This is a genomic window from Pseudomonas sp. B21-059, assembly GCF_026016285.1.
Classification (GTDB): domain Bacteria; phylum Pseudomonadota; class Gammaproteobacteria; order Pseudomonadales; family Pseudomonadaceae; genus Aquipseudomonas; species Aquipseudomonas danubii.
Window position 1 is genome coordinate 4,575,922 of sequence record NZ_CP087201.1, and the last position, 18,048, is coordinate 4,593,969.

The 18,048-nt window shown below is 63.8% G+C and carries 16 protein-coding genes; 8 read left to right on the forward strand and 8 right to left on the reverse strand.

Annotated elements, in window-relative coordinates:
• The first annotated feature begins 74 nt into the window (after nucleotides 1–74).
• On the forward strand, nucleotides 75–839 hold the full coding sequence (locus tag LOY69_RS20115; RefSeq protein WP_265073486.1) for an AraC family transcriptional regulator: 765 nt from the start codon (nucleotides 75–77) through the stop codon (nucleotides 837–839).
• A 19-nt stretch (nucleotides 840–858) separates the two neighbouring features.
• Here LOY69_RS20115 and LOY69_RS20120 read toward each other — a convergent pair whose 3' ends face one another.
• From LOY69_RS20120 to LOY69_RS20130, 3 genes are all read right to left on the reverse strand, one after another.
• Nucleotides 859–2,301, reverse strand: coding sequence for a mechanosensitive ion channel family protein (locus LOY69_RS20120; RefSeq protein ID WP_102880159.1), 1,443 nt, complete (start codon nucleotides 2,299–2,301; stop codon nucleotides 859–861).
• A gap of 219 nt (nucleotides 2,302–2,520) precedes the next feature.
• Complete coding sequence (ycaC, locus tag LOY69_RS20125; protein ID WP_060840265.1) at nucleotides 2,521–3,147, reverse strand: isochorismate family cysteine hydrolase YcaC; 627 nt, start codon at nucleotides 3,145–3,147, stop codon at nucleotides 2,521–2,523.
• A 145-nt stretch (nucleotides 3,148–3,292) separates the two neighbouring features.
• The gene (locus LOY69_RS20130) at nucleotides 3,293–4,168 is read right to left on the reverse strand and encodes a pirin family protein (protein WP_265073487.1); all 876 of its coding nucleotides are present in this window, start codon (nucleotides 4,166–4,168) and stop codon (nucleotides 3,293–3,295) included.
• Between the two features lie 97 nt (nucleotides 4,169–4,265).
• On the opposite strand from LOY69_RS20130, the gene LOY69_RS20135 reads away from it, so the two are divergent.
• A complete protein-coding gene (locus LOY69_RS20135; RefSeq protein WP_102880157.1) occupies nucleotides 4,266–5,174 on the forward strand; it encodes a LysR family transcriptional regulator in 909 nt (302 codons plus the stop codon).
• 92 nt (nucleotides 5,175–5,266) lie between these two features.
• Here the strand turns inward: LOY69_RS20135 and LOY69_RS20140 are convergent, their stop codons facing one another.
• The 4 genes from LOY69_RS20140 to LOY69_RS20155 all read right to left on the reverse strand — a co-directional run bounded on the left by LOY69_RS20140 (nucleotide 5,267) and on the right by LOY69_RS20155 (nucleotide 9,069).
• A complete protein-coding gene (locus tag LOY69_RS20140; RefSeq protein ID WP_102880156.1) occupies nucleotides 5,267–5,719 on the reverse strand; it encodes a response regulator in 453 nt (150 codons plus the stop codon).
• A 337-nt stretch (nucleotides 5,720–6,056) separates the two neighbouring features.
• Nucleotides 6,057–6,773: an MgtC/SapB family protein gene (locus LOY69_RS20145; protein ID WP_265073488.1), complete on the reverse strand. Its 717-nt coding sequence runs from the start codon at nucleotides 6,771–6,773 to the stop codon at nucleotides 6,057–6,059.
• Between the two features lie 278 nt (nucleotides 6,774–7,051).
• Nucleotides 7,052–8,389, reverse strand: a complete 1,338-nt coding sequence (locus LOY69_RS20150) for a lysine N(6)-hydroxylase/L-ornithine N(5)-oxygenase family protein (RefSeq protein WP_265073489.1) — start codon at nucleotides 8,387–8,389, stop codon at nucleotides 7,052–7,054.
• A gap of 197 nt (nucleotides 8,390–8,586) precedes the next feature.
• Entirely contained in the window at nucleotides 8,587–9,069 is a 483-nt protein-coding gene (locus tag LOY69_RS20155; protein ID WP_102880153.1) for a sigma-70 family RNA polymerase sigma factor, read from the reverse strand.
• 322 nt (nucleotides 9,070–9,391) lie between these two features.
• Between LOY69_RS20155 and LOY69_RS20160 the strand changes: the two genes are divergently transcribed.
• The 5 genes from LOY69_RS20160 to LOY69_RS20180 all read left to right on the forward strand — a co-directional run bounded on the left by LOY69_RS20160 (nucleotide 9,392) and on the right by LOY69_RS20180 (nucleotide 14,820).
• Nucleotides 9,392–10,564, forward strand: coding sequence for an efflux RND transporter periplasmic adaptor subunit (locus LOY69_RS20160; protein ID WP_102880152.1), 1,173 nt, complete (start codon nucleotides 9,392–9,394; stop codon nucleotides 10,562–10,564).
• A complete protein-coding gene (locus LOY69_RS20165; RefSeq protein ID WP_170004334.1) occupies nucleotides 10,565–12,538 on the forward strand; it encodes a MacB family efflux pump subunit in 1,974 nt (657 codons plus the stop codon).
• A 7-nt stretch (nucleotides 12,539–12,545) separates the two neighbouring features.
• Nucleotides 12,546–13,937: an efflux transporter outer membrane subunit gene (locus LOY69_RS20170; RefSeq protein WP_110653645.1), complete on the forward strand. Its 1,392-nt coding sequence runs from the start codon at nucleotides 12,546–12,548 to the stop codon at nucleotides 13,935–13,937.
• Nucleotides 13,938–14,054: 117 nt separating this feature from the next.
• On the forward strand, nucleotides 14,055–14,354 hold the full coding sequence (locus LOY69_RS20175; RefSeq protein WP_102880149.1) for a DUF3349 domain-containing protein: 300 nt from the start codon (nucleotides 14,055–14,057) through the stop codon (nucleotides 14,352–14,354).
• 28 nt (nucleotides 14,355–14,382) lie between these two features.
• Nucleotides 14,383–14,820, forward strand: a complete 438-nt coding sequence (locus LOY69_RS20180) for an SMI1/KNR4 family protein (protein WP_110653646.1) — start codon at nucleotides 14,383–14,385, stop codon at nucleotides 14,818–14,820.
• 52 nt (nucleotides 14,821–14,872) lie between these two features.
• Here the strand turns inward: LOY69_RS20180 and LOY69_RS20185 are convergent, their stop codons facing one another.
• The gene (locus tag LOY69_RS20185) at nucleotides 14,873–16,501 is read right to left on the reverse strand and encodes a PvdJ/PvdD/PvdP-like protein (protein WP_265073490.1); all 1,629 of its coding nucleotides are present in this window, start codon (nucleotides 16,499–16,501) and stop codon (nucleotides 14,873–14,875) included.
• A gap of 173 nt (nucleotides 16,502–16,674) precedes the next feature.
• On the opposite strand from LOY69_RS20185, the gene pvdM reads away from it, so the two are divergent.
• Nucleotides 16,675–18,024 carry a pyoverdine-tailoring dipeptidase-like protein PvdM gene (gene pvdM, locus LOY69_RS20190; protein WP_110653648.1) on the forward strand — a complete coding sequence of 450 codons (1,350 nt, stop codon included), beginning with the start codon at nucleotides 16,675–16,677 and terminating at the stop codon, nucleotides 18,022–18,024.
• Nucleotides 18,025–18,048: the final 24 nt, after the last annotated feature.

The window sequence follows — 18,048 nt, forward strand, 5'->3', positions numbered from 1 at the left end:
TGCCGGCGATTCTAGGCAGGCGCGGCTGGCGTATTATCGCAATCCGGCCAACAAACAGCGGAAATCGGACAAAGATGGCATGGCTCGATCCCCAGGCACGCTTCGACCCGGACCCCTTCAGCGCACCGGTGATCGGCGTTGCCGCCACCCTCGGCGATCATGACTCTGGCCTGCACCGGCACCGTCGCGGGCAACTGCTGTACACCCGCCAGGGCTGCACCCGAATCACCCTCGCCGACCGCCTGTGCCTGCTGCCCCCCTCGCGGGCGGCCTGGATTCCCGGTGGGGTGCAGCACCGGGCGCAAATGCAACAGAGCGTGGATTACCGCTCGCTGTATTTCAGTGTCGAACTCAGTCCGCGCCTGCCGGCGGACGTGGCGGTGATCGATGTCAGTCCCCTGCTGCGCGCCGTGCTGGAACCCATGGCCCTGGCGGCGTTCGATTGCGACTGGAGCCAGGGCCGCTACCCACACCTGCTGGGCCTGTGCCTGGAGGAAATCGGCGCTGCGCTGCACCAGCCGCTGTCCTTGCCCCTGCCCCGGGACAAGCGCCCGCAGCCGCTGCTGGAAGACCTGCAGCACCTGCCACCGGAGCTAAAGGTGCTGGCCACCCGGGTCGGCGCCAGCAGCCGCACCATCGGCCGCATCTTTCAGCGCGAGACCGGCCTGGGTTACCAGCAATGGCGTCAGCAATGGCGGCTGATGCGCGCCATCGAGTTGCTGGCCACCGGCCGCAGCATCGGCTACACGGCCTTCGAACTGGGCTTTGCCAGTGACAGCATCTTTATCGCCTTCTTCAAGGCCATGACCGGCACCACGCCCCGGGCCTACTTCAAATGAGAAACCGCGACGGGGCACCTCAGGTGCGGCTGCGCAACCACTGCAGAAAGCCCTTCTTGGCCACAGGCTTGGGCGGCGACTGGGCCAGGCTCTGGGCAATGTGCTGGCGGAAGTCCAGCAGGGTCTTCATGGCGTCGCCGATGTCGTGACGGGCATCCAGGCAGGGTTTGAGGAACTCGTTGTCGATGCGGTACAGGCTGCAGAAGGTCTTGGCGGAAAACTCCGCGATCGTGGCCTGCTCGGCCACCACGCCCGCCTCGCCGATCACTTCACCCGGGCCCATGCGCCCGGCTTCGAAGGGCTTGCCGTCACGCTGCATGGTCACCGACACCACACCGGACTCGATGATGAACAGGTGATCGCTGACCGCCCCCGCCGGCAGGATGGTTTCGCCGGCACGGAAGGTCTGCAACTGCATGTTCTGGCTGAAGGTGTCCTTCTCTTCCTGCCGCAGGGTGGAAAAGATACTGGAGGCGTCCAGCAGCGCCCGAGGTCGGGACAGCGCCGGGTTCTGCACCGGCTCGTCACTGGACAGCAGGCTGATGCCGCTGGCCTGCAGATGACGGAAGGCCAAGTCGAACAGCTGGTTTCGCACTTCGCGCTTCTGCCCCATGGTGGCGACGAAGCCGCTGATCTCGTATTCCGCGCCGCTGCTGCCTGAGCTTTTCAGGGCCACGCTGGGGGCCGGGGTGCCGAGCAGGAAACGGCAGCCGAGCATGGCCCGCTCCAGGGCCTCGATGACCTTCTGCGGGCGAGCGTGGGGGCTGACCTGCACGCTGATGGATAAACCATAGATATCGCTGGGGCGGCTGAAGTTGGTGATCTTGGCCTTGGACGCCAGGGAGTTGGGGATCACCACCATGCTGCCCTGAGAGGTCTGCAGCCGGGTCGCCCGCCAATCGATGTCCACTACCCGGCCTTCGGTGCCGTCGATGGCGATCCAGTCATCGATCTGATAGGGCTTGGTGGTATTGAGGACCAGGCCGGAAAACAGATCGCTGAGGGTGCTTTGCAGGGCCAGGCCGACGATGATTGCCAGCGCCCCGGAGGTGGCCAGTACGCCCTTGACCGGCAGGTCCAGCACGTAGGCCAGGGCGGCGATGATGGCGATCAGGAAGATCACCGCGCCCATCAAGTCCTGCAACAGCCGCCCGGTGTGACCGACCCGCTGCATCATCAGGGTTCCCAGCAACACCGTCAGGGTCCGGGCGCCGAACAGCCACCAGCCGATCTGCAAACCGGTGGCCGCCAGGTGCAACGGCACATCGTCCGGCCAGGGCGCCGTCTGCATGGGGCTCAGGCCCTGGTTGAACAGCATCAGGCTGTACAGGCAAAAGATCAGCACCCGCACCGCCAGCTTCCAGCGATCGCCCTGGGTACCGATCAGGTGCCACAGGGCAAGGTCCAGCAGCAACAGCGTCATCGCGGCCAACAGCAGGTGATCGGCGAATGGGGCAAGCATCGAGCAACTCCAGCAGGACAATGGCGGCAAGATCGCACGAAAGGTACAGGAGCAGGTATAGCCGGAAAGGCCCAGGGCGCGGAGCGCGGAGCCCGCCGCCAGCGCCAGACTGTGCCGCGCATGGCCAACACACAACCGACGGTGAGGGCATGCACGCCCTCACCGCCGGTTAGTTTTCGCAGGCTCCGGCGCTGGGCGGCCATCCGCCGCGCCAGGAGCTTATTTGCCCTGGGTCAGGGTGTTGTAGCTGGTCATCAGGTTGCGGTAGTCCGGGATGTGGTTGGAGAACAGGGTCGCCAGGCCTTCCACGTCGTTGCGCCAGTCGCGATGCAGCTCGCAGGCCAGGCCAAACCAGGTCATCAATTGCGCGCCAGCGTTGGACATGCGGTTCCAGGCCGAGTCCCGGGTCAGTGCATTGAAGGTGCCGGAGGCATCGGTGACCACAAAGACTTCAAAGCCTTCTTCCAGGGCCGAGAGCGCCGGGAACGCCACGCAGACTTCGGTGACCACCCCAGCAATGATCAGTTGTTTCTTGCCGGTGGCCTTGATCGCCTTGACGAAGTCTTCGTTGTCCCAGGCGTTGATCTGGCCGGGACGGGCAATGTACGGCGCGTCGGGAAACAGTGCCTTGAGCTCCGGCACCAGCGGGCCGTTGGGGCCGGTTTCGAAACTGGTGGTGAGGATGGTCGGCAGCTTGAAGTACTTGGCCAGGTCGGCCAGGGCCAGCACGTTGTTCTTGAAGCGATCAGGCTCGATATCGCGGACCAGCGACAGCAGGCCGGCCTGGTGATCAACCAGCAGAACAGCGGCATTTTCCTTGTCGAGACGTTTGTAGGCGTTAGTCATGGTAAGTCCTCGTTAATGATCGATGCCGGGTAACCCGGCTGGGGTTAAACCCATGGCCGCGCCTGCTGCGTGAGGGCGGACATTGGGGGGTAGCGCGCGACTCGCAGAGCCTAGTCGGCCAAGCGCGCCGCGCCAGCGCTGCCGGTCAGTGACCGGTAGCGTCCATCTGGCCGAAGCGTCCCGATTGAAAATCGACGAAGGCCTGATGAATCTCCTCTTCGCTGTTCATCACGAACGGGCCGTGACCGACGATGGGCTCGTCGATGGGCTCGCCGCTGAGCAACAGCACAATCGCGTCGCTGTCGGCTTGCAGGCTGATCAGGTCGCCCTCGCGTTCCAACAGTGCCAACTGTCCTTGCGCGACACGCTCCTGGCCATTGACCTGCAGCGTGCCACGCAGCACCACCAAAGCGGTGTTGCGCCCTGGGGGCAGGGGCAGCTCCAGGTGTTTGCCGGCCAGCAGGCGCATGTCCCAGACGTCAATGGGGGTGAAGGTCCGCGCCGGGCCGCGCTGGCCGGCGAACTCACCGGCGATCAGGCGCAGGCTGCCGGCATGGCCGGGCAGCGGGAGCTGCGCAATATCCGCCGCGACGATGGTCTGGTAACCGGGGGCTGCGAGCTTGTCCTTCGCCGGCAGGTTGACCCACAGCTGGACCATTTCCAGATTGCCGCCACGCCGGGCGAAATCGGCGGAGTGGAACTCCTCGTGGAGAATCCCCGAAGCGGCGGTCATCCACTGCACGTCGCCCGGACCGATCTTGCCGCCGCTGCCGGTGGAATCACGGTGTTCCACTTCGCCGTCGTAGACGATGGTCACTGTCTCGAAGCCGCGATGGGGATGTTCACCGACCCCACGGCGGGTGCTGGTGGGGCTGAACTGGGCGGGGCCGGCGTGATCCAGCAGCAGGAACGGGCTGATGTGCTGACCCAGGTTGTCGTAGGAAAACAGGGTGCGGACCGGGAAGCCGTCACCGACCCAATGAGGCCGGGGGCTGGTGTAGATGCCGATGATGTTTTTCATGTCGTCCTCCAGAACTATCTGATGGACACACCTTAAAACTCACACCTTTGCCGCGCTAGACTGCAAAAATCGCCCTTAGCGTTCTATTTGGAGAACGATCTTGGAAGACCTGAATACCCTCTACTACTTCACCCAAGTGGTGGAGCACCGAGGATTCGCCGCCGCCGGGCGCGCCCTGGACATGCCCAAGTCCAAGCTCAGCCGACGGATTGCCCAGCTGGAGGAGCGCCTCGGCGTGCGCCTGATCCAGCGCACCAGCCGCCACTGTTCGCTGACCGAGATCGGCCAGGAGTATTACCAGCGCTGCCTGGCCATGCGGGTGGAAGCCGAGGGCGCGGCGGAAGTCATCGAACGCAATCGCTCCGAACCTCAAGGCCTGGTGCGCGTGGCCTGCCCCACGGCCCTGCTCAATTCCTGGGTCGGGCCGATGCTTACCCGCTTCATGCTCAAGTACCCCTTGGTCGAGCTGTTCATCGAAAGCACCAACCGCCGGGTCGACCTGATCCACGAGGGCTTCGACATTGCCCTGCGGGTGCGCTTCCCGCCCCTGGAAAACACCGATCTGGTGATGAAGGTACTGGGCAACAGCACCCAGAGCCTGGTCGGCCATCCGGACTTTCTCCAGCGCCTGTCGAGCCCGGCCACACCGGCGGATCTCAGTGGCCTGCCGAGCCTGCACTGGGGAGCGGCGCAACGCGAATACCAATGGCAGTTGCTGGGGCCCGACGGCGCCGAAGCCTTGATCCGCCATCGGCCGCGGATGGTCACCGACGACTTGCTGGCCCTGCGCCATGCGGTGCTGGCGGGCGTCGGCATCGCCCATCTGCCCAAGGTGGTGGTCCGCGAGGACCTGGACGCCGGGCGCCTGCTGGAACTGGTGCCCGGCTGGGCGCCGCGCTGCGGGATCGTCCACGCCATCTTCCCGTCACGCCGCGGTCTGCTGCCTTCGGTGCGCAGCCTGATCGACTTTCTCGGCGAGGAGTTCAGCCACAGCGACATGGCCTGAACCCGGCCTCGCCTGCTCAGCGACGCCTTGCCCGAAGCGCAACGTAAAACGGCATCCCCTGGGGATGCCGTTTTGCATAGAGCGCGGTTCAATCAATTGGCACTGACGCGCCAGCCGCCGTGCTGCAGTTCCGGCAGCCACTGAATGCCTGATCTGGCGCCCCTGAACACTGGGGGATCGATCTGCAGCATCAAGCGGCGGATCGCCTCGCTGTCGGGCAACTGGGCGCGGCTGGCCTGGATCCGGTGCCGCAGGCTGCTGGGGATGGGTGGAAAGCGCTGGCTGTCATAGATCAAGGCGTGACCGAGCTGAGGGTTGTCCAGGCAGAAGTCCAGCAGATCGAAACCGCTGTGGATGGCCAGGCTGCCGTTGATGATCAGCAGGTCGAACGGATCGCAGGCGTACTCCACCAGCGAAAGCAGCTCCTCCAGCGTGTGCACGGGGGCAATGCGGTAATAACTCAGTTGATTCAAGGTTCGTTCGATCTGCATCCGATGAAAATGTTGATCATCGGCAATCAGTATGCGCAGCGCTCTATTGGACATTTCTGGATCCTGCTTTTGAGACTACGACCGGCGGCTGCCGGCCTTTCCTCCTAGGTCGCTAGAAGGCTAGGGAAGTGCCTGTAGGTTTTCTCTAGGAGTATTCTGAAAACCATGTCCAGCGTGCTCTTGCCGTAGTTTTTTTCGGACAAGTCAGCTAGTGCACAAGCCCAACCGCTAGCTCTTTCTAAGTCGCTGACTACCTTAATCGCCGCCCGGTTTTTTTAGCAGAGGGGTAGGAGACTGAAAGGTCTTGTTGTTTTGTAAGGCTTTTCCCAGAACCCACTACAGGTCTCTGAGAACAGCAAAAGACAACAGGCTAGCCATCATCGAGCCCCTATCACTCGGTGGTGCTCGGGCTCCAGAATGCCTGCTGCACCAGGGCCGAAGTGGACAGCCGCGCCACCAGCGCATCCAGTTCTTCACCGTCCACCGAGGTGCTGGCCAGAGTCGCCTCGATTTCCACTTCATCGTTGCCAAAAGCATGCACATCGACATCGCTGGCCGGGTAATTGCTGCGCGTCAGCTCGGCTTCCAGCAAGGCGAACACGGCCTTCTGGTTCGAACGCTGGGCAATGACGTAGACGATGTTGGTGACCTCGGCGGAGATCACGTCCAGTGGCTGGCGGTTGATGTTGTTGACGATGGGCCGCAACAGGGTATTGGCGGCCAGCACGAACAGGGTGCCCAGCAGGGCTTCGAGAACCAGATCGGCACCGGCACAGGCGCCCACCGCCGCCGAAGCCCAAAGGGTGGCGGCGGTGTTCAGCCCGCGGACTTTGCCCTCCTCGCGCATGATCACCCCGGCGCCGAGAAAGCCGATGCCCGACACCACGTAGGCCACCACCCGCACCGCGCCGTCGGCACCGCCCAGGCGGTTGGCCATGTCGACGAAAATCGCCGCGCCCACCGCCACCAGCACGTTGGTGCGCAAGCCCGCGGTGCGCTGCCGGTACTGGCGTTCAAAGCCGATCAGGCCACCAAGGATAAAAGCCGCGCTGAGGCTGACCAGGGTATCGATCAGCGAGTCCAGGTTGATGTTGTGCAGGGCCTGCATGGCGAAAATCCTCTTGGCGACTAGCGGCAAGCTACAAGCAGCAAGTTACAAGCAGTACGCCGCAAACCCGAAACTTGCCGCGGGCCACCACGACGCGGCAAGAGGAATCGAAAAGTTCTCAAGCCAAGGTTCAGGAACGCCTTCGCCGGCAAGCCGGCTCCTGCAAAAAACACCCGGGATAACCCCGAACGGCAGGAGCCGGCTTGCCGGCGAAGAGCTCTGCAAGAATGCCTTGGCGCCCGTCCGCGCAGGCCACGCAAGAGCGGCCGTGGCGCCCCTCAGCTGGCGTTGGCCAGCAGCAGGTCGCGGACCGAGCGACTGTGACCGCGGGTCTTGCCATGTTCATACAGCGAATCGGCAATCTCCTGGGCACGAATCGGCAGCACCGACAGCAAGGTGTCGCTCAGGCCATGGCTGGCCTGGCTGAAGCCCTGCATGTAGATACCGGCCTTGCAGCGTTCGTCGGTGATCACCCGATAGTTGCGGTCCACTTCGAAGTCGCCCAGGTATTCCTGCAGAGGCGCCAGCAACTGCCGATGCATCTGGCGCTCATAACCGGTGGCCAGCACTACCGCGTCGTAGTTTTCAGTGGTGCAGGCGCCGGTGGCATTGTTGCGCAGCACCAACTCGATGCCTTGATCGGAAGCCACGGCTTTTTCCACCAGGGTCAGGGTGCGGAATGCGTGACGGGCGATCCCCGAGACTTTCTGGCGATAGAAGATCCCGTAGATGCGTTCGATCAGGTCGATGTCCACCACCGAATAGTTGGTGTTGTGGTACTCGTTGACCAGGCGCTCACGTTCACTGCTGGCTTGCTGGAACACCAGGTCGGTGAACTCGGGCGAGAACACTTCGTTGACAAAGGGACTGTCGTCGGCTGGCTTGAGTGCCGAGCCACGGATCATCATGTCCACCTGCACCGACGGGAAACTGTCATTCAGATCAATGAAGGCCTCCGCCGCACTCTGACCGCCACCAATGATGGCGATTTTCATCTTCTTGCCGGCGACACAAGGTTGTTCAGCCATGCGCTCCAGGTACTGAGAATGGTGGAACACCCGAGGGTCGCCCTTGAGCGCCTTGAAGGTCTCGGGAATCCGCGGTGTTCCACCGGCGCTGACCACCACCGAGCGAGTGCTGCGGATGAACTCTTCCCCCTGGGCATTGCGCGAGATGACCCGCAGCGCCTCGACGTGCTGGTTGTGCAGCAGCGGCTCGATGGCCAGAACCTCCTCGCCGTAGCGGCTCTGGTCCTTGAATTGAGCGGCGACCCAGCGCAGATAGTCGTTGAACTCCATGCGGCACGGATAAAAGGTCCCGAGGTTGATGAAGTCCACCAGGCGTCCATGGTGCTTGAGGTAGTTGACGAACGAGTAAGGGCTGGTGGGGTTGCGCAGGGTGACCAGATCCTTGAGGAAGGAAATCTGCAGTTCACTCTGGGTCACCAGGGTATTGCCGTGCCAGCGATAATCGGCCTGTTTGTCGAGAAACAGCACGTCCAGAGGACCCTGAACCTGGCCGCGCTCCTCCAGCGCAATGGCCAGCGCCAGGTTCGAGGGACCAAAACCGATACCAATCAAATCGTGAACGATGGCCGATGCCATTGCCTGTGTCATGTCCAGTGTCCTCTGGAGAAGCCCCTCAACGCGGGGAATTACGCCGGTGACCTGGCCGGCCCCTGAGGGCCAACAGGTCGTCTGTTGAGTAGGAACGAGGACGATGAAAAAAAATTTAACCCACTGCCCCGGCGGTCCGGCAAACAAAAGTCAGCCGCCACTACACCAGGCTCAGTGCCGCCAGCGTGCGCCGCTGGTCACTGAGCTTCCCACTGACGCAGGCGCACCCGGCAATGCTTCATGGCATTGACGATGTGTTTTTCCACCAGGCTGCGGGAAATGCCCAGATGCTCGGCAATCTGCACATGGGACAGACCTTCAAGCTTGCGCAGCAGAAAACTCTCGCGGCACAGCCGGGGCAGTTCCGCCAGGGCTCGCTGGAGCATCTCCAGGCGCTGCCCCTGATCCAGGCTCGCCTGCGGTGACGGACTGAAGCAGTGCTCTTGCTGGTCGAGTGCTTCCAGGGGTTCGGATTGACGCAGCTGGTTACGCCGATGGTCGTCGATCACCAGATTCAGCGCCGTGCGATAAAGGAAGGCCCGCGGCTGCTCGATGGGAGGAGCGCTGGGGCGCTCCAGCACCCGCACAAAGGCGTCATGGGCAACGTCCTCGGCGACCTGGCGGTTGCCAAGCCTGGCGTTGAGGAAGCCCATCAGCTCGCGGTAGTAACTTTCCAACATGACTCCCGACCCAGGTGGGTGATTTCTGTCCTTGAACAAGATCCGTGGCAAGGGGACTGATCCAGTCATTCAATGATGGCAGTTTAGGAGCGACGTAATTTATAGTAATTCTCATATAGATTTAAAGTACTGCTGCTGCGATACGCTGATATTTCGTGTTCAAGCAGCTGTAACCCCATGTGTCGGGAGTTAAATTCCCCCACGCGCTTCTCGTTTACCTGACAGCTCCCCGTATCTGCCGCCCCGACGGCAGCGCCCGGCCTTGCCTCATGAAGCAGCAACGGCTGGATGACGGGCCGATTTCCCCTGGCCGGAACCCTGCATGAAACGTCCCCGACATACCCGACGCGCCCTGCTTGCAGCACTCTGCTTGATTCCCGTTGTAGCCATCACTGCCTGGACCTTCATTCCCCCTGGACGCGATCAGTTCGCGACGGTGCAAGTCAGCCGTGGCGATATCGAAAGCAGCGTCACCGCCCTGGGCACCCTGCAGCCCCGACGCTATGTCGACGTCGGCGCCCAGGCCTCCGGGCAGATCCGCAAGATCCACGTCGAGGCCGGCGACACCGTCAAGGAAGGCCAATTGCTGGTGGAGATCGACCCCGCCACCCAGCAGGCCAAGCTCGACGCCAGCCGTTTCGCCATCGAGAACCTGCAGGCCCAGTTGCAGGAGCAGTACGCCCAGAACCAGCTGGCCCGGCAGAAATACCAGCGCCAGCAGAACCTGGCAGCCGGCGGCGCCACTCGCGAAGAAGACGTACAGACCGCCCAGGCCGAACTCAAGGCCACCCAGGCGCGCATCGACATGTACAAGGCGCAGATCCGCCAGGCCCAGGCCAGTTTGCGCAGCGACCAGGCGGAGCTGGGCTATACGCGCATCTACGCTCCTATGTCCGGCACCGTGGTGGCGGTGGATGCCCGCGAAGGCCAGACCCTCAACGCCCAGCAGCAGACGCCGTTGATCCTGCGCATCGCCAAACTCTCGCCCATGACCGTCTGGGCCGAAGTCTCGGAAGCCGATATCGGCCACGTCAAACCCGGCATGCAGGCCTACTTCACCACCCTGAGCGGTGGCAACCGGCGCTGGACCAGCACCGTGCGGCAGATCCTGCCCATTCCGCCCAAGCCGCTGAACGAAACCAGCCAGGGCAGCGGCAGCCCCACCAGCACCAGCAAGAGCGGCAGCGGCCGGGTAGTGCTCTACACCGTGCTGCTGGACGTGGACAACGCCGACAACGCGCTGATGGCGGAAATGACCACCCAGGTGTTTTTCGTCGCCAACCAGGCAAAAAATGTCCTCACCGCCCCCATCGCCGCCCTGCAGGGCAGTACTGAGCCGGACCTGCAGATTGCCCGGGTGGTAGCCAAGAACGGTTCGATCGACGAGCGCAAGGTCCGGGTCGGTATCAGTGACCGCCTGCGCATCCAGATCCTCGACGGCTTGAACGAGGGTGATCACCTGCTGATCGGCCCGGCCAACAGCAGCGAGGGTTGAATGCAGACTCCGCTGATCGACCTCAGAGACATCCGCAAATCCTATGGCGGCGGCGACAGCCCACAAGTCGATGTCCTACGCGGCATCGACCTGTCGATCCACGCTGGGGAATTCGTCGCCATCGTCGGCGCCTCGGGCTCCGGCAAGTCGACCCTGATGAACATCCTCGGCTGCCTGGATCGCCCCACGTCCGGCGAGTACCTGTTTGCCGGAGAGAACGTCGCCCAGCTCGACAGCGACGAACTGGCCTGGCTGCGCCGCGAAGCCTTTGGCTTCGTGTTCCAGGGCTACCACCTGATCCCCTCGGCCTCGGCCCAGGAAAACGTCGAGATGCCGGCCATCTACGCCGGCACCCCGACCGCCGAACGCCACGCCCGCGCCGCCGCCCTGCTGGAGCGCCTGGGCCTGGCCAGTCGCAGCGGCAACCGCCCGCATCAACTGTCCGGCGGTCAGCAGCAACGGGTGTCCATCGCCCGCGCCCTGATGAACGGCGGCCACATCATCCTCGCCGACGAACCCACCGGCGCCCTGGACAGCCACAGCGGCGCCGAAGTCATGGCCCTGCTGGACGAACTGGCCAGCCAGGGCCACGTGGTGATCCTCATCACCCATGACCGTGAAGTGGCGGCCCGGGCCAAGCGCATCATTGAGATCCGCGACGGCGAAATCATCAGCGACACTGCCCACCACGACCCGTCGGTGCAACTGAGCGCCAACGCCGGCGCCCTGCAGGCAGTGGACCTGCGCCAGCGCCTGGCCGACGGCAGCGAAGCCACCGGCGCCTGGAAAGGCGAGCTGCTGGAAGCAGTGCAGGCCGCCTGGCGGGTGATGTGGATCAACCGCTTCCGCACCGCCCTGACCCTGCTGGGGATCGTCATCGGCGTCGCTTCGGTGGTGGTGATGCTGGCGGTGGGCGAAGGCAGCAAGCGCCAGGTGATGGCGCAAATGGGGGCCTTCGGTTCGAACATCCTTTACCTCAGCGGACACGCGCCCAACCCGCGCGCACCGCAAGGCGTCATCAGCCTCGACGACGTCGCCGCCGTGGCCACCCTGCCCCAGGTCAAGCGCATCATGCCGGTCAACGGCTCGGAAGCCGTGGTGCGTTTCGGCAATGCCGATCACATGAGCTACGTAGGGGGCAACGACACCAACTTCCCGCACATTTTCAACTGGCCGGTGGTCGAAGGCAGCTACTTCACCGAGGCCGACGAACGAGCCGGCGCCGCGGTCGCGGTGATCGGCAAGAAGGTCCGGGAAAAACTGCTCAAGGACGTTGCCAACCCCATCGGCCAGTACATCCTGATCGAAAACGCCCCCTTCCAGGTGGTCGGCGTACTGATGGGCAAAGGCGCCAGCTCCGGCGACCAGGACAGCGACGATCGCATCGCAGTGCCCTACTCCGCCGCCAGCACCCGCCTGTTCGGCAGTCGCAATCCGGAGTACGTGGCCATCGCCGCGGCGGACGCCAGCAAGGTCAAGGAAGCCGAGCAAGCCATCGACCAACTGATGCTGCGCCTGCACAACGGCAAGCGCGACTATGAGCTGACCAACAACGCGGCGATGATCCAGGCCGAGGCCCGCACCCAGAACACCCTGTCCCTGATGCTCGGCGCCATTGCCGCGATCTCGCTGCTGGTGGGCGGTATCGGGGTGATGAACATCATGCTCATGACCGTGCGCGAACGCACCCGGGAGATCGGCATCCGCATGGCCACCGGCGCTCGCCAGCGCGACATCCTGCGCCAGTTCCTCACCGAAGCGGTGATGCTCTCGGTGGTCGGCGGCCTGACCGGCATCGCCCTGGCACTGCTGATCGGTGGCGTACTGATCCTCAGTGAAGTGGCGATCGCCTTCTCCCTGGTCGCCGTCCTCGGCGCCTTCGGCTGCGCCCTGGTCACCGGCGTCATCTTCGGCTTCATGCCGGCCCGCAAAGCTGCCCGGCTCGACCCGGTCACGGCCCTTACCAGTGAATGATCGAACGATGAAAACACCCCTGAGCCTTCTGGCCGCCTGCATCCTGCTGGCCGCCTGCAGCAGCCCCGCACCGCGCCCGGACAGCGGCCTGCAAGCACCCGCCACCTGGCAAACAGCCACCCCCCCCGCCGCCCAGGCCGACAACCGGCAATGGTGGAGCCAGTTCGCCAGCCCGGACCTGGACCGCCTGATCGCCCAGGCCCGCGATGGCAGCTTCGACCTCGCCGCGGCCATGGCGCGGGTACGCCAGGCCCAGACCAGCGCCGTGATCGCCGGCGCGCCACTGCTGCCCGAGCTCAAGGGCGGGCTCAACGCCAACCGGCAGAAACTGCTGCGCGGCAAGGGCTACAGCAAGTTGGACGCCACCAGCGACAACCAGGCCGTGGACTATTTCGACGCCAGCCTCAGCGCCAGCTACGAGATCGACTTCTGGGGCGGCCGCCACGCCGCCCGCGACAGCGCCCTGCTGGGGGTCAAGGCCAGCGAGTTCGACCGGGCCACCGTGGAACTGACCCTGCTCAGCGGCGTCGCCAACAGCTACACCCAGGCCCTGGCGCTGAGCGAACAAAGCCGGATCGCCCAGCTGAATCTGGACAACGCCCTGAACGTGCTCAAGCTGGTGCAGACCCGCTACGACTCGGGCTCGGCCACCGCCCTGGAACTGGCCCAGCAACGCAGCCTGGTCGCCGCCCAGCAACGCCAGTTGCCCCTGGCGCAGCAACAGGCCGAGGAAGCCCGGATCACCCTCGCCGCCCTGCTCGGGCAACCGGTGCAGGCGCTCAACCTGGGTCACCAGGACTTCGCCCAACTGCAATGGCCGAGCATCAATGCCGGCGTCCCCAGCGACCTGCTGACCCGGCGCCCGGACATTGCCAGTGCTGAGGCCAAACTGGCCGCAGCCCAGGCCGACGTCAAAGTGGCGCGGGCGGCCATGTTGCCCAGCGTGACCCTGAGCGCCAGCCTCGGCTCCGGTGCCAGCCACGCCCCGGATCTGCTGCGCAGTCCCTTCTACAACCTCGGCGCCGGGCTGGTGGCGCCGATCTTCAACGCCGGACGCCTGAGCGCCGAACGGGACAAAGCCACGGCCCGCCAAGAAGAACTGCTGGAAAGCTATCGGGGGGCGATCATCAATGGTTTTGCCGATGTGGAAAAAGCCCTCAACAGCATTCGCGGCCTGGACCAGCAACGCCAGTGGCAGAGCGAGGAGTTGAATCAGGCGCAACGGGCCTTCGAGATTGCCCAGAGCCGCTACCAGGCCGGCGCCGAAGACCTGCTGACCGTGCTGGAAACCCAGCGCACCCTGTACGCCGCCCAGGATCAGAACGTGCAACTGCGGCTGTCACGGCTGCAGTCGAGCATTGCCCTGTACAAGGCCCTGGGCGGCGGCTGGAATCAATGAATCACCAAAGTCTCGCATGGCCGGCGGCATCACCACTGGCCATCGTCGCAGCGACGGCCAGGACCCTGATGACCTAGAATCGTCCGACCACCAACAGACGCGAGCAACACCCCCACCATGCCCATCGGAACCGAGCTGGACGCCTCCCTGGCAGACGTACTGTCGATGCTGAAAAGAGCATTCCCGAACGGAGTCAGCCCAACCGATTACCGCCCTCTTCTGGCAGCGCTATATGAACATCTGTCAGATCGAAACCTGGCGAATGTCATCTCACAGCTCACCCACAAGGACCCGGATCTGGTCCTCAACGAGATCTACGAGGCCGTGACCAGCAAGAAACCGAAAGCTCAGGAGATAGCATCGCTAACTCGGCTCCTGAACCATCACGGAGCGTCTGAAACACTGGCCGACACCTGATGCCTCGCCCCTCAAGAAGACCAGGACAATGAACTTCAGTGAATTTGAACAACTGCTGAATGCCAAGAAGAACCTCCATCCGATCTGGTTTGAGCTCCCTTCGGACAGCGCCGCCACCGAGGAGGACATCACCGAGACTCAAAATGACCTGGCGCTGCGACTTCCTGTCGAGTACCGCCAGTTCCTGCTGAAGCATGGGGGCGGCTACTTTGCCTTGGGAATCGTCTACTCACTGGACAGAGACAGCGATTTCAACCTGGCCAGAATCAATCGACAACACCCACTGATTGGCAAGTGTCATCTGTTGTTTTCAGAGAACGGCTGCGGCGACTTCTACGGATTCCGGATTGAAAAAAACCAATGCCTGGCAGAGGTGTGCTTTTTTGATCATGAAACCCAAGCATGGCAGCAGACCGGATACCCAGAACTGTTCAGCTTCCTGGCCGAAGTGGCCCTTTCGATCTGAACACCCCTAGCAACGACCTCCAGACTCGAAGTTCGCGATCAGTCCGGCGCCGCTATAGCAGCCGCTGCCTGACCTTCAGATGCCGCGCATACCAGGGCCGGCGCGGCACCTTGCGCAGCAGATCGGCCAACTGCTTTTCATCCTCGATAAAGGTGATGCGCAGGGCCAGCTTCATGGTTTCCGGGTCCATCTCCACGGTCTTGCCGGTCTGCAATCCAGGGATAGTGCTGCAACCGTGGGTCACCGGCCCCAGCCAGGGATCGCCGGCCTCGACCCAGCGCCCCGGGGCGAACCAGGGCACGCCATTGACTTCCAGGCGCTTGAGCTCGCCGGGATGGAAACGCTCGTGGGCGCGGAACCAGTCCTCCAGGCGGTCGTCGATCCAGCCATGGAAACGCCAGAACACCGGGCTGACATGGGACGAAAACGGATCGCCGAGAAAGTCGTTTTCCGGCTGGTACCAACGCGGGGAAAAGTCCGCCGGATCGCGGGCCATGGGCACCGGTGCACCGCTGGAAGGATCACGCGGCACCGAGGCCCAGCGCATGTGCAGCCAGTCGTGCAGGCCCAGTTCAATCTCCGAGCCGAACTGGCCCAGGGTCAGGTTCGCCAGGTAGCGCGGGTTGCGATACTGCGACTCCCAGACCTGGAAGTTGCTGTGATAGGTCTCGCCGGCCTTGATGTCGCTGACCCACTGGCTGTAGTCGTCATCGTCATCAGCCAGCCACGCCGGCGGCAGGGAACCGCCGTCATGGTTGTCGAAATAGCGGGCGAAACCCAGGCGATCACGCAGCAGTTCCGGCTGCGGCAGGGGGAAATGCTGCCAGGACGGCAAGTCCTGCATGGAACGCGCCGTGCCCAGCATGTGCCGGTGCATGAAGAAGAAATCGATGCCAGAGCCGTTGCGATCCTTCTTCGGACCGCGCGCATCGCGCTCCTGCCCCCGGGGACCGGGCTGCCAGCCGATGCCGCGTAGGGCGTCACGCTTCTCTTCGGACAGCCGGTGCCACTTGTCCCGGGTCGCGTGCCACAGCTGGTGGAACAACCGATGCTCGGGCGACACCAGCCAGGCCTGCAGCGTCGGGTTCAGGCCGATACGCTGGCGAGCCTCGGGAAACATCTGCTTGGTGGCGACAAAGCGGTTGTCCAAGGCGGGCAGCGCCAGGGGCCGGTCCAGGCGCTCGACCCGGCCGCTCAGGGTGCCGCTGCCGGCGTTGGCGAAATCGGCCCAGACTTCATCCAGGCTCATCTTGAACTCATAAGTGGCGGCACCGTCCACCGCCGTGGCAGGAATCAACCGCCAGTACATTTCACCCGGCTGCGGGTTCACCAGGTCGGCAACGATCCGGTAGCGCGGCTCGGCGGCGCCGCGCAGGCCCTCGGCGGTGTCCAGGTAACCGCGCAGGCCACGCCCGCGCTGGGCGATGTCGAGAAACACTTCCAAGTCCTGGCGCCCCAAGCCATCGAGCCCGGCATCGGCACCTTCAAAGCGAATGCTCCAGATGCCCCGCAACTGGTCCGCCAGGCGTTGCCCGGCGGTATCCGCCAGCTCCACTGTGGCCTCGCCCGGGGTGATCGGGAATTCCTCACGCGTCAACTCGCGATGCACATAAAACGCCGCCGGCACTGCAGCGCCAGTCAGCGCCAAGCCCGCCATGAACCCTCGTCGAGAAATCGTCATTGCCCTACCTGTGTCAGCCCTGATGCAGGCTTTATCCAAGCTAGAACGTTTATTGCCCACGGAAATTTACCGCCCGCGCAGGGGGCTTAAATTTCTTCGTCACTGGCTCGTTCTTCCCAGATAGCAAAGGCCCCTGTGCCTGCACCTTGACGGCGAAACCGACTGAGATGGCAATGACAAAACCACGTTCGAAGAAGGCTCTTTACATCGGCCTGCCGCTGGCCCTGGCGATTGGCGCCGGCGCCGGCTTCCTGGCCTGGGACTACTGGTTCAGGGACAACCCGGGCTACCCGGTCAAGGTGATGAAGCAGGCAGAAGAACTGCAGGAGCGCATCCTCTCCTTCGACAGCCACATTACCGTGCCCCTGGATTTCGGCAGTGCCGGCAACGAGGCCGACAAGGACGGCAGCGGCCAGTTCGACCTAGCCAAGGCCGGACGCGGGCGCCTGTCCGGCGCAGCCCTGACGATCTTTGGCTGGCCGGAAATCTGGAACGGCGCAAATGCCCCTCATCGTCCCACGGCGGGCTTTGTCGACGCCGCGCGCAACGAGCAGGAAGCGCGCTACAAGATCCTCACCGGCATGGTCCGCGACTTCCCCAACCAGGTGGCCATTGCCCACACCCCGGAAGAGTTCCGCCGCCTCAATGGTGAAGGCAAGTTCGCGGTGTTCCTCAGCATGCTCAACGCCTACCCCCTGGGCACCGATCTCGACCAGCTCGATCTCTGGGCGGCCCGGGGCATGCGCATGTTCGGTTTCAGCTACGTGGGCAACAACGCCTGGTCCGACTCCTCGCGCCCGCTGCCGTTCTTCAACGACACCCCGGACGCCCTCGGCGGCCTGTCCGACCTGGGCCGGCAGGCCGTGCGCCGGCTCAACGACCTGGGGGTGATCATCGATGTTTCGCAGATGTCGACCAAGGCCCTGGAGCAGGTCAGCCAGCTCAGCCGCGCGCCCTTCGTCGCTTCGCACTCGGCGCCCCGGGCCCTGGTGGATATCCCGCGCAACCTCAGCGACAAGGAAATGCAGCTGATCAAGGACAGCGGCGGCGTGGTGCAGATCGTCGGTTTCCCCACCTACCTGCGCCCCCTGAGCCAAGCGACCCGGGACAAGCTCAACGCCCTGCGCGCGCGTTTCGACCTGCAACCCTTGACCGGGCTGGAAATGGCCCTGATGCCCGGCGACGCCATCATCACCGTGTGGCCCGAACAGCGTTTCGGCGAATACGCCGGCGAGCTGTACAGCATTGTCGAAGCGGAACCCAAGGCCACCCTCAAGGACTTCGGCGACGCCATCGATTACGCCGTGAAGAAGATCGGCATCGACCACGTCGGCATCAGTTCGGACTTCAACGACGGCGGCGGCCTGGACGGCTGGAAGGATGTCAGCGAGGGCCGCAACGTCACCGCCGAACTGCTGCAGCGCGGCTACAGCGAAGCAGATATCGCCAAGCTCTGGGGCGGCAACTTCCTGCGGGTCTGGGAGCAGGTGCAGAAATCCGCCAAGCCCCTGGCCAATCGCTGATCCCCCCTTTTGCCAACCAGTGAA

Coding starts and splice junctions, on each gene's coding strand:
- LOY69_RS20155 (WP_102880153.1), bottom strand. CDS start 9,069: ATGTTGGAAAGTTACTACCGCGAGCTGATGGGCTTCCTCAACGCCAGG.
- LOY69_RS20185 (WP_265073490.1), bottom strand. CDS start 16,501: ATGACGATTTCTCGACGAGGGTTCATGGCGGGCTTGGCGCTGACTGGC.
- LOY69_RS20120 (WP_102880159.1), bottom strand. CDS start 2,301: ATGCTTGCCCCATTCGCCGATCACCTGCTGTTGGCCGCGATGACGCTG.
- LOY69_RS20145 (WP_265073488.1), bottom strand. CDS start 6,773: ATGCAGGCCCTGCACAACATCAACCTGGACTCGCTGATCGATACCCTG.
- LOY69_RS20115 (WP_265073486.1), top strand. CDS start 75: ATGGCATGGCTCGATCCCCAGGCACGCTTCGACCCGGACCCCTTCAGC.
- LOY69_RS20170 (WP_110653645.1), top strand. CDS start 12,546: ATGAAAACACCCCTGAGCCTTCTGGCCGCCTGCATCCTGCTGGCCGCC.
- LOY69_RS20175 (WP_102880149.1), top strand. CDS start 14,055: ATGCCCATCGGAACCGAGCTGGACGCCTCCCTGGCAGACGTACTGTCG.
- pvdM (WP_110653648.1), top strand. CDS start 16,675: ATGACAAAACCACGTTCGAAGAAGGCTCTTTACATCGGCCTGCCGCTG.
- LOY69_RS20150 (WP_265073489.1), bottom strand. CDS start 8,389: ATGACACAGGCAATGGCATCGGCCATCGTTCACGATTTGATTGGTATC.
- LOY69_RS20180 (WP_110653646.1), top strand. CDS start 14,383: ATGAACTTCAGTGAATTTGAACAACTGCTGAATGCCAAGAAGAACCTC.
- ycaC (WP_060840265.1), bottom strand. CDS start 3,147: ATGACTAACGCCTACAAACGTCTCGACAAGGAAAATGCCGCTGTTCTG.
- LOY69_RS20140 (WP_102880156.1), bottom strand. CDS start 5,719: ATGTCCAATAGAGCGCTGCGCATACTGATTGCCGATGATCAACATTTT.
- LOY69_RS20130 (WP_265073487.1), bottom strand. CDS start 4,168: ATGAAAAACATCATCGGCATCTACACCAGCCCCCGGCCTCATTGGGTC.
- LOY69_RS20160 (WP_102880152.1), top strand. CDS start 9,392: ATGAAACGTCCCCGACATACCCGACGCGCCCTGCTTGCAGCACTCTGC.
- LOY69_RS20165 (WP_170004334.1), top strand. CDS start 10,565: ATGCAGACTCCGCTGATCGACCTCAGAGACATCCGCAAATCCTATGGC.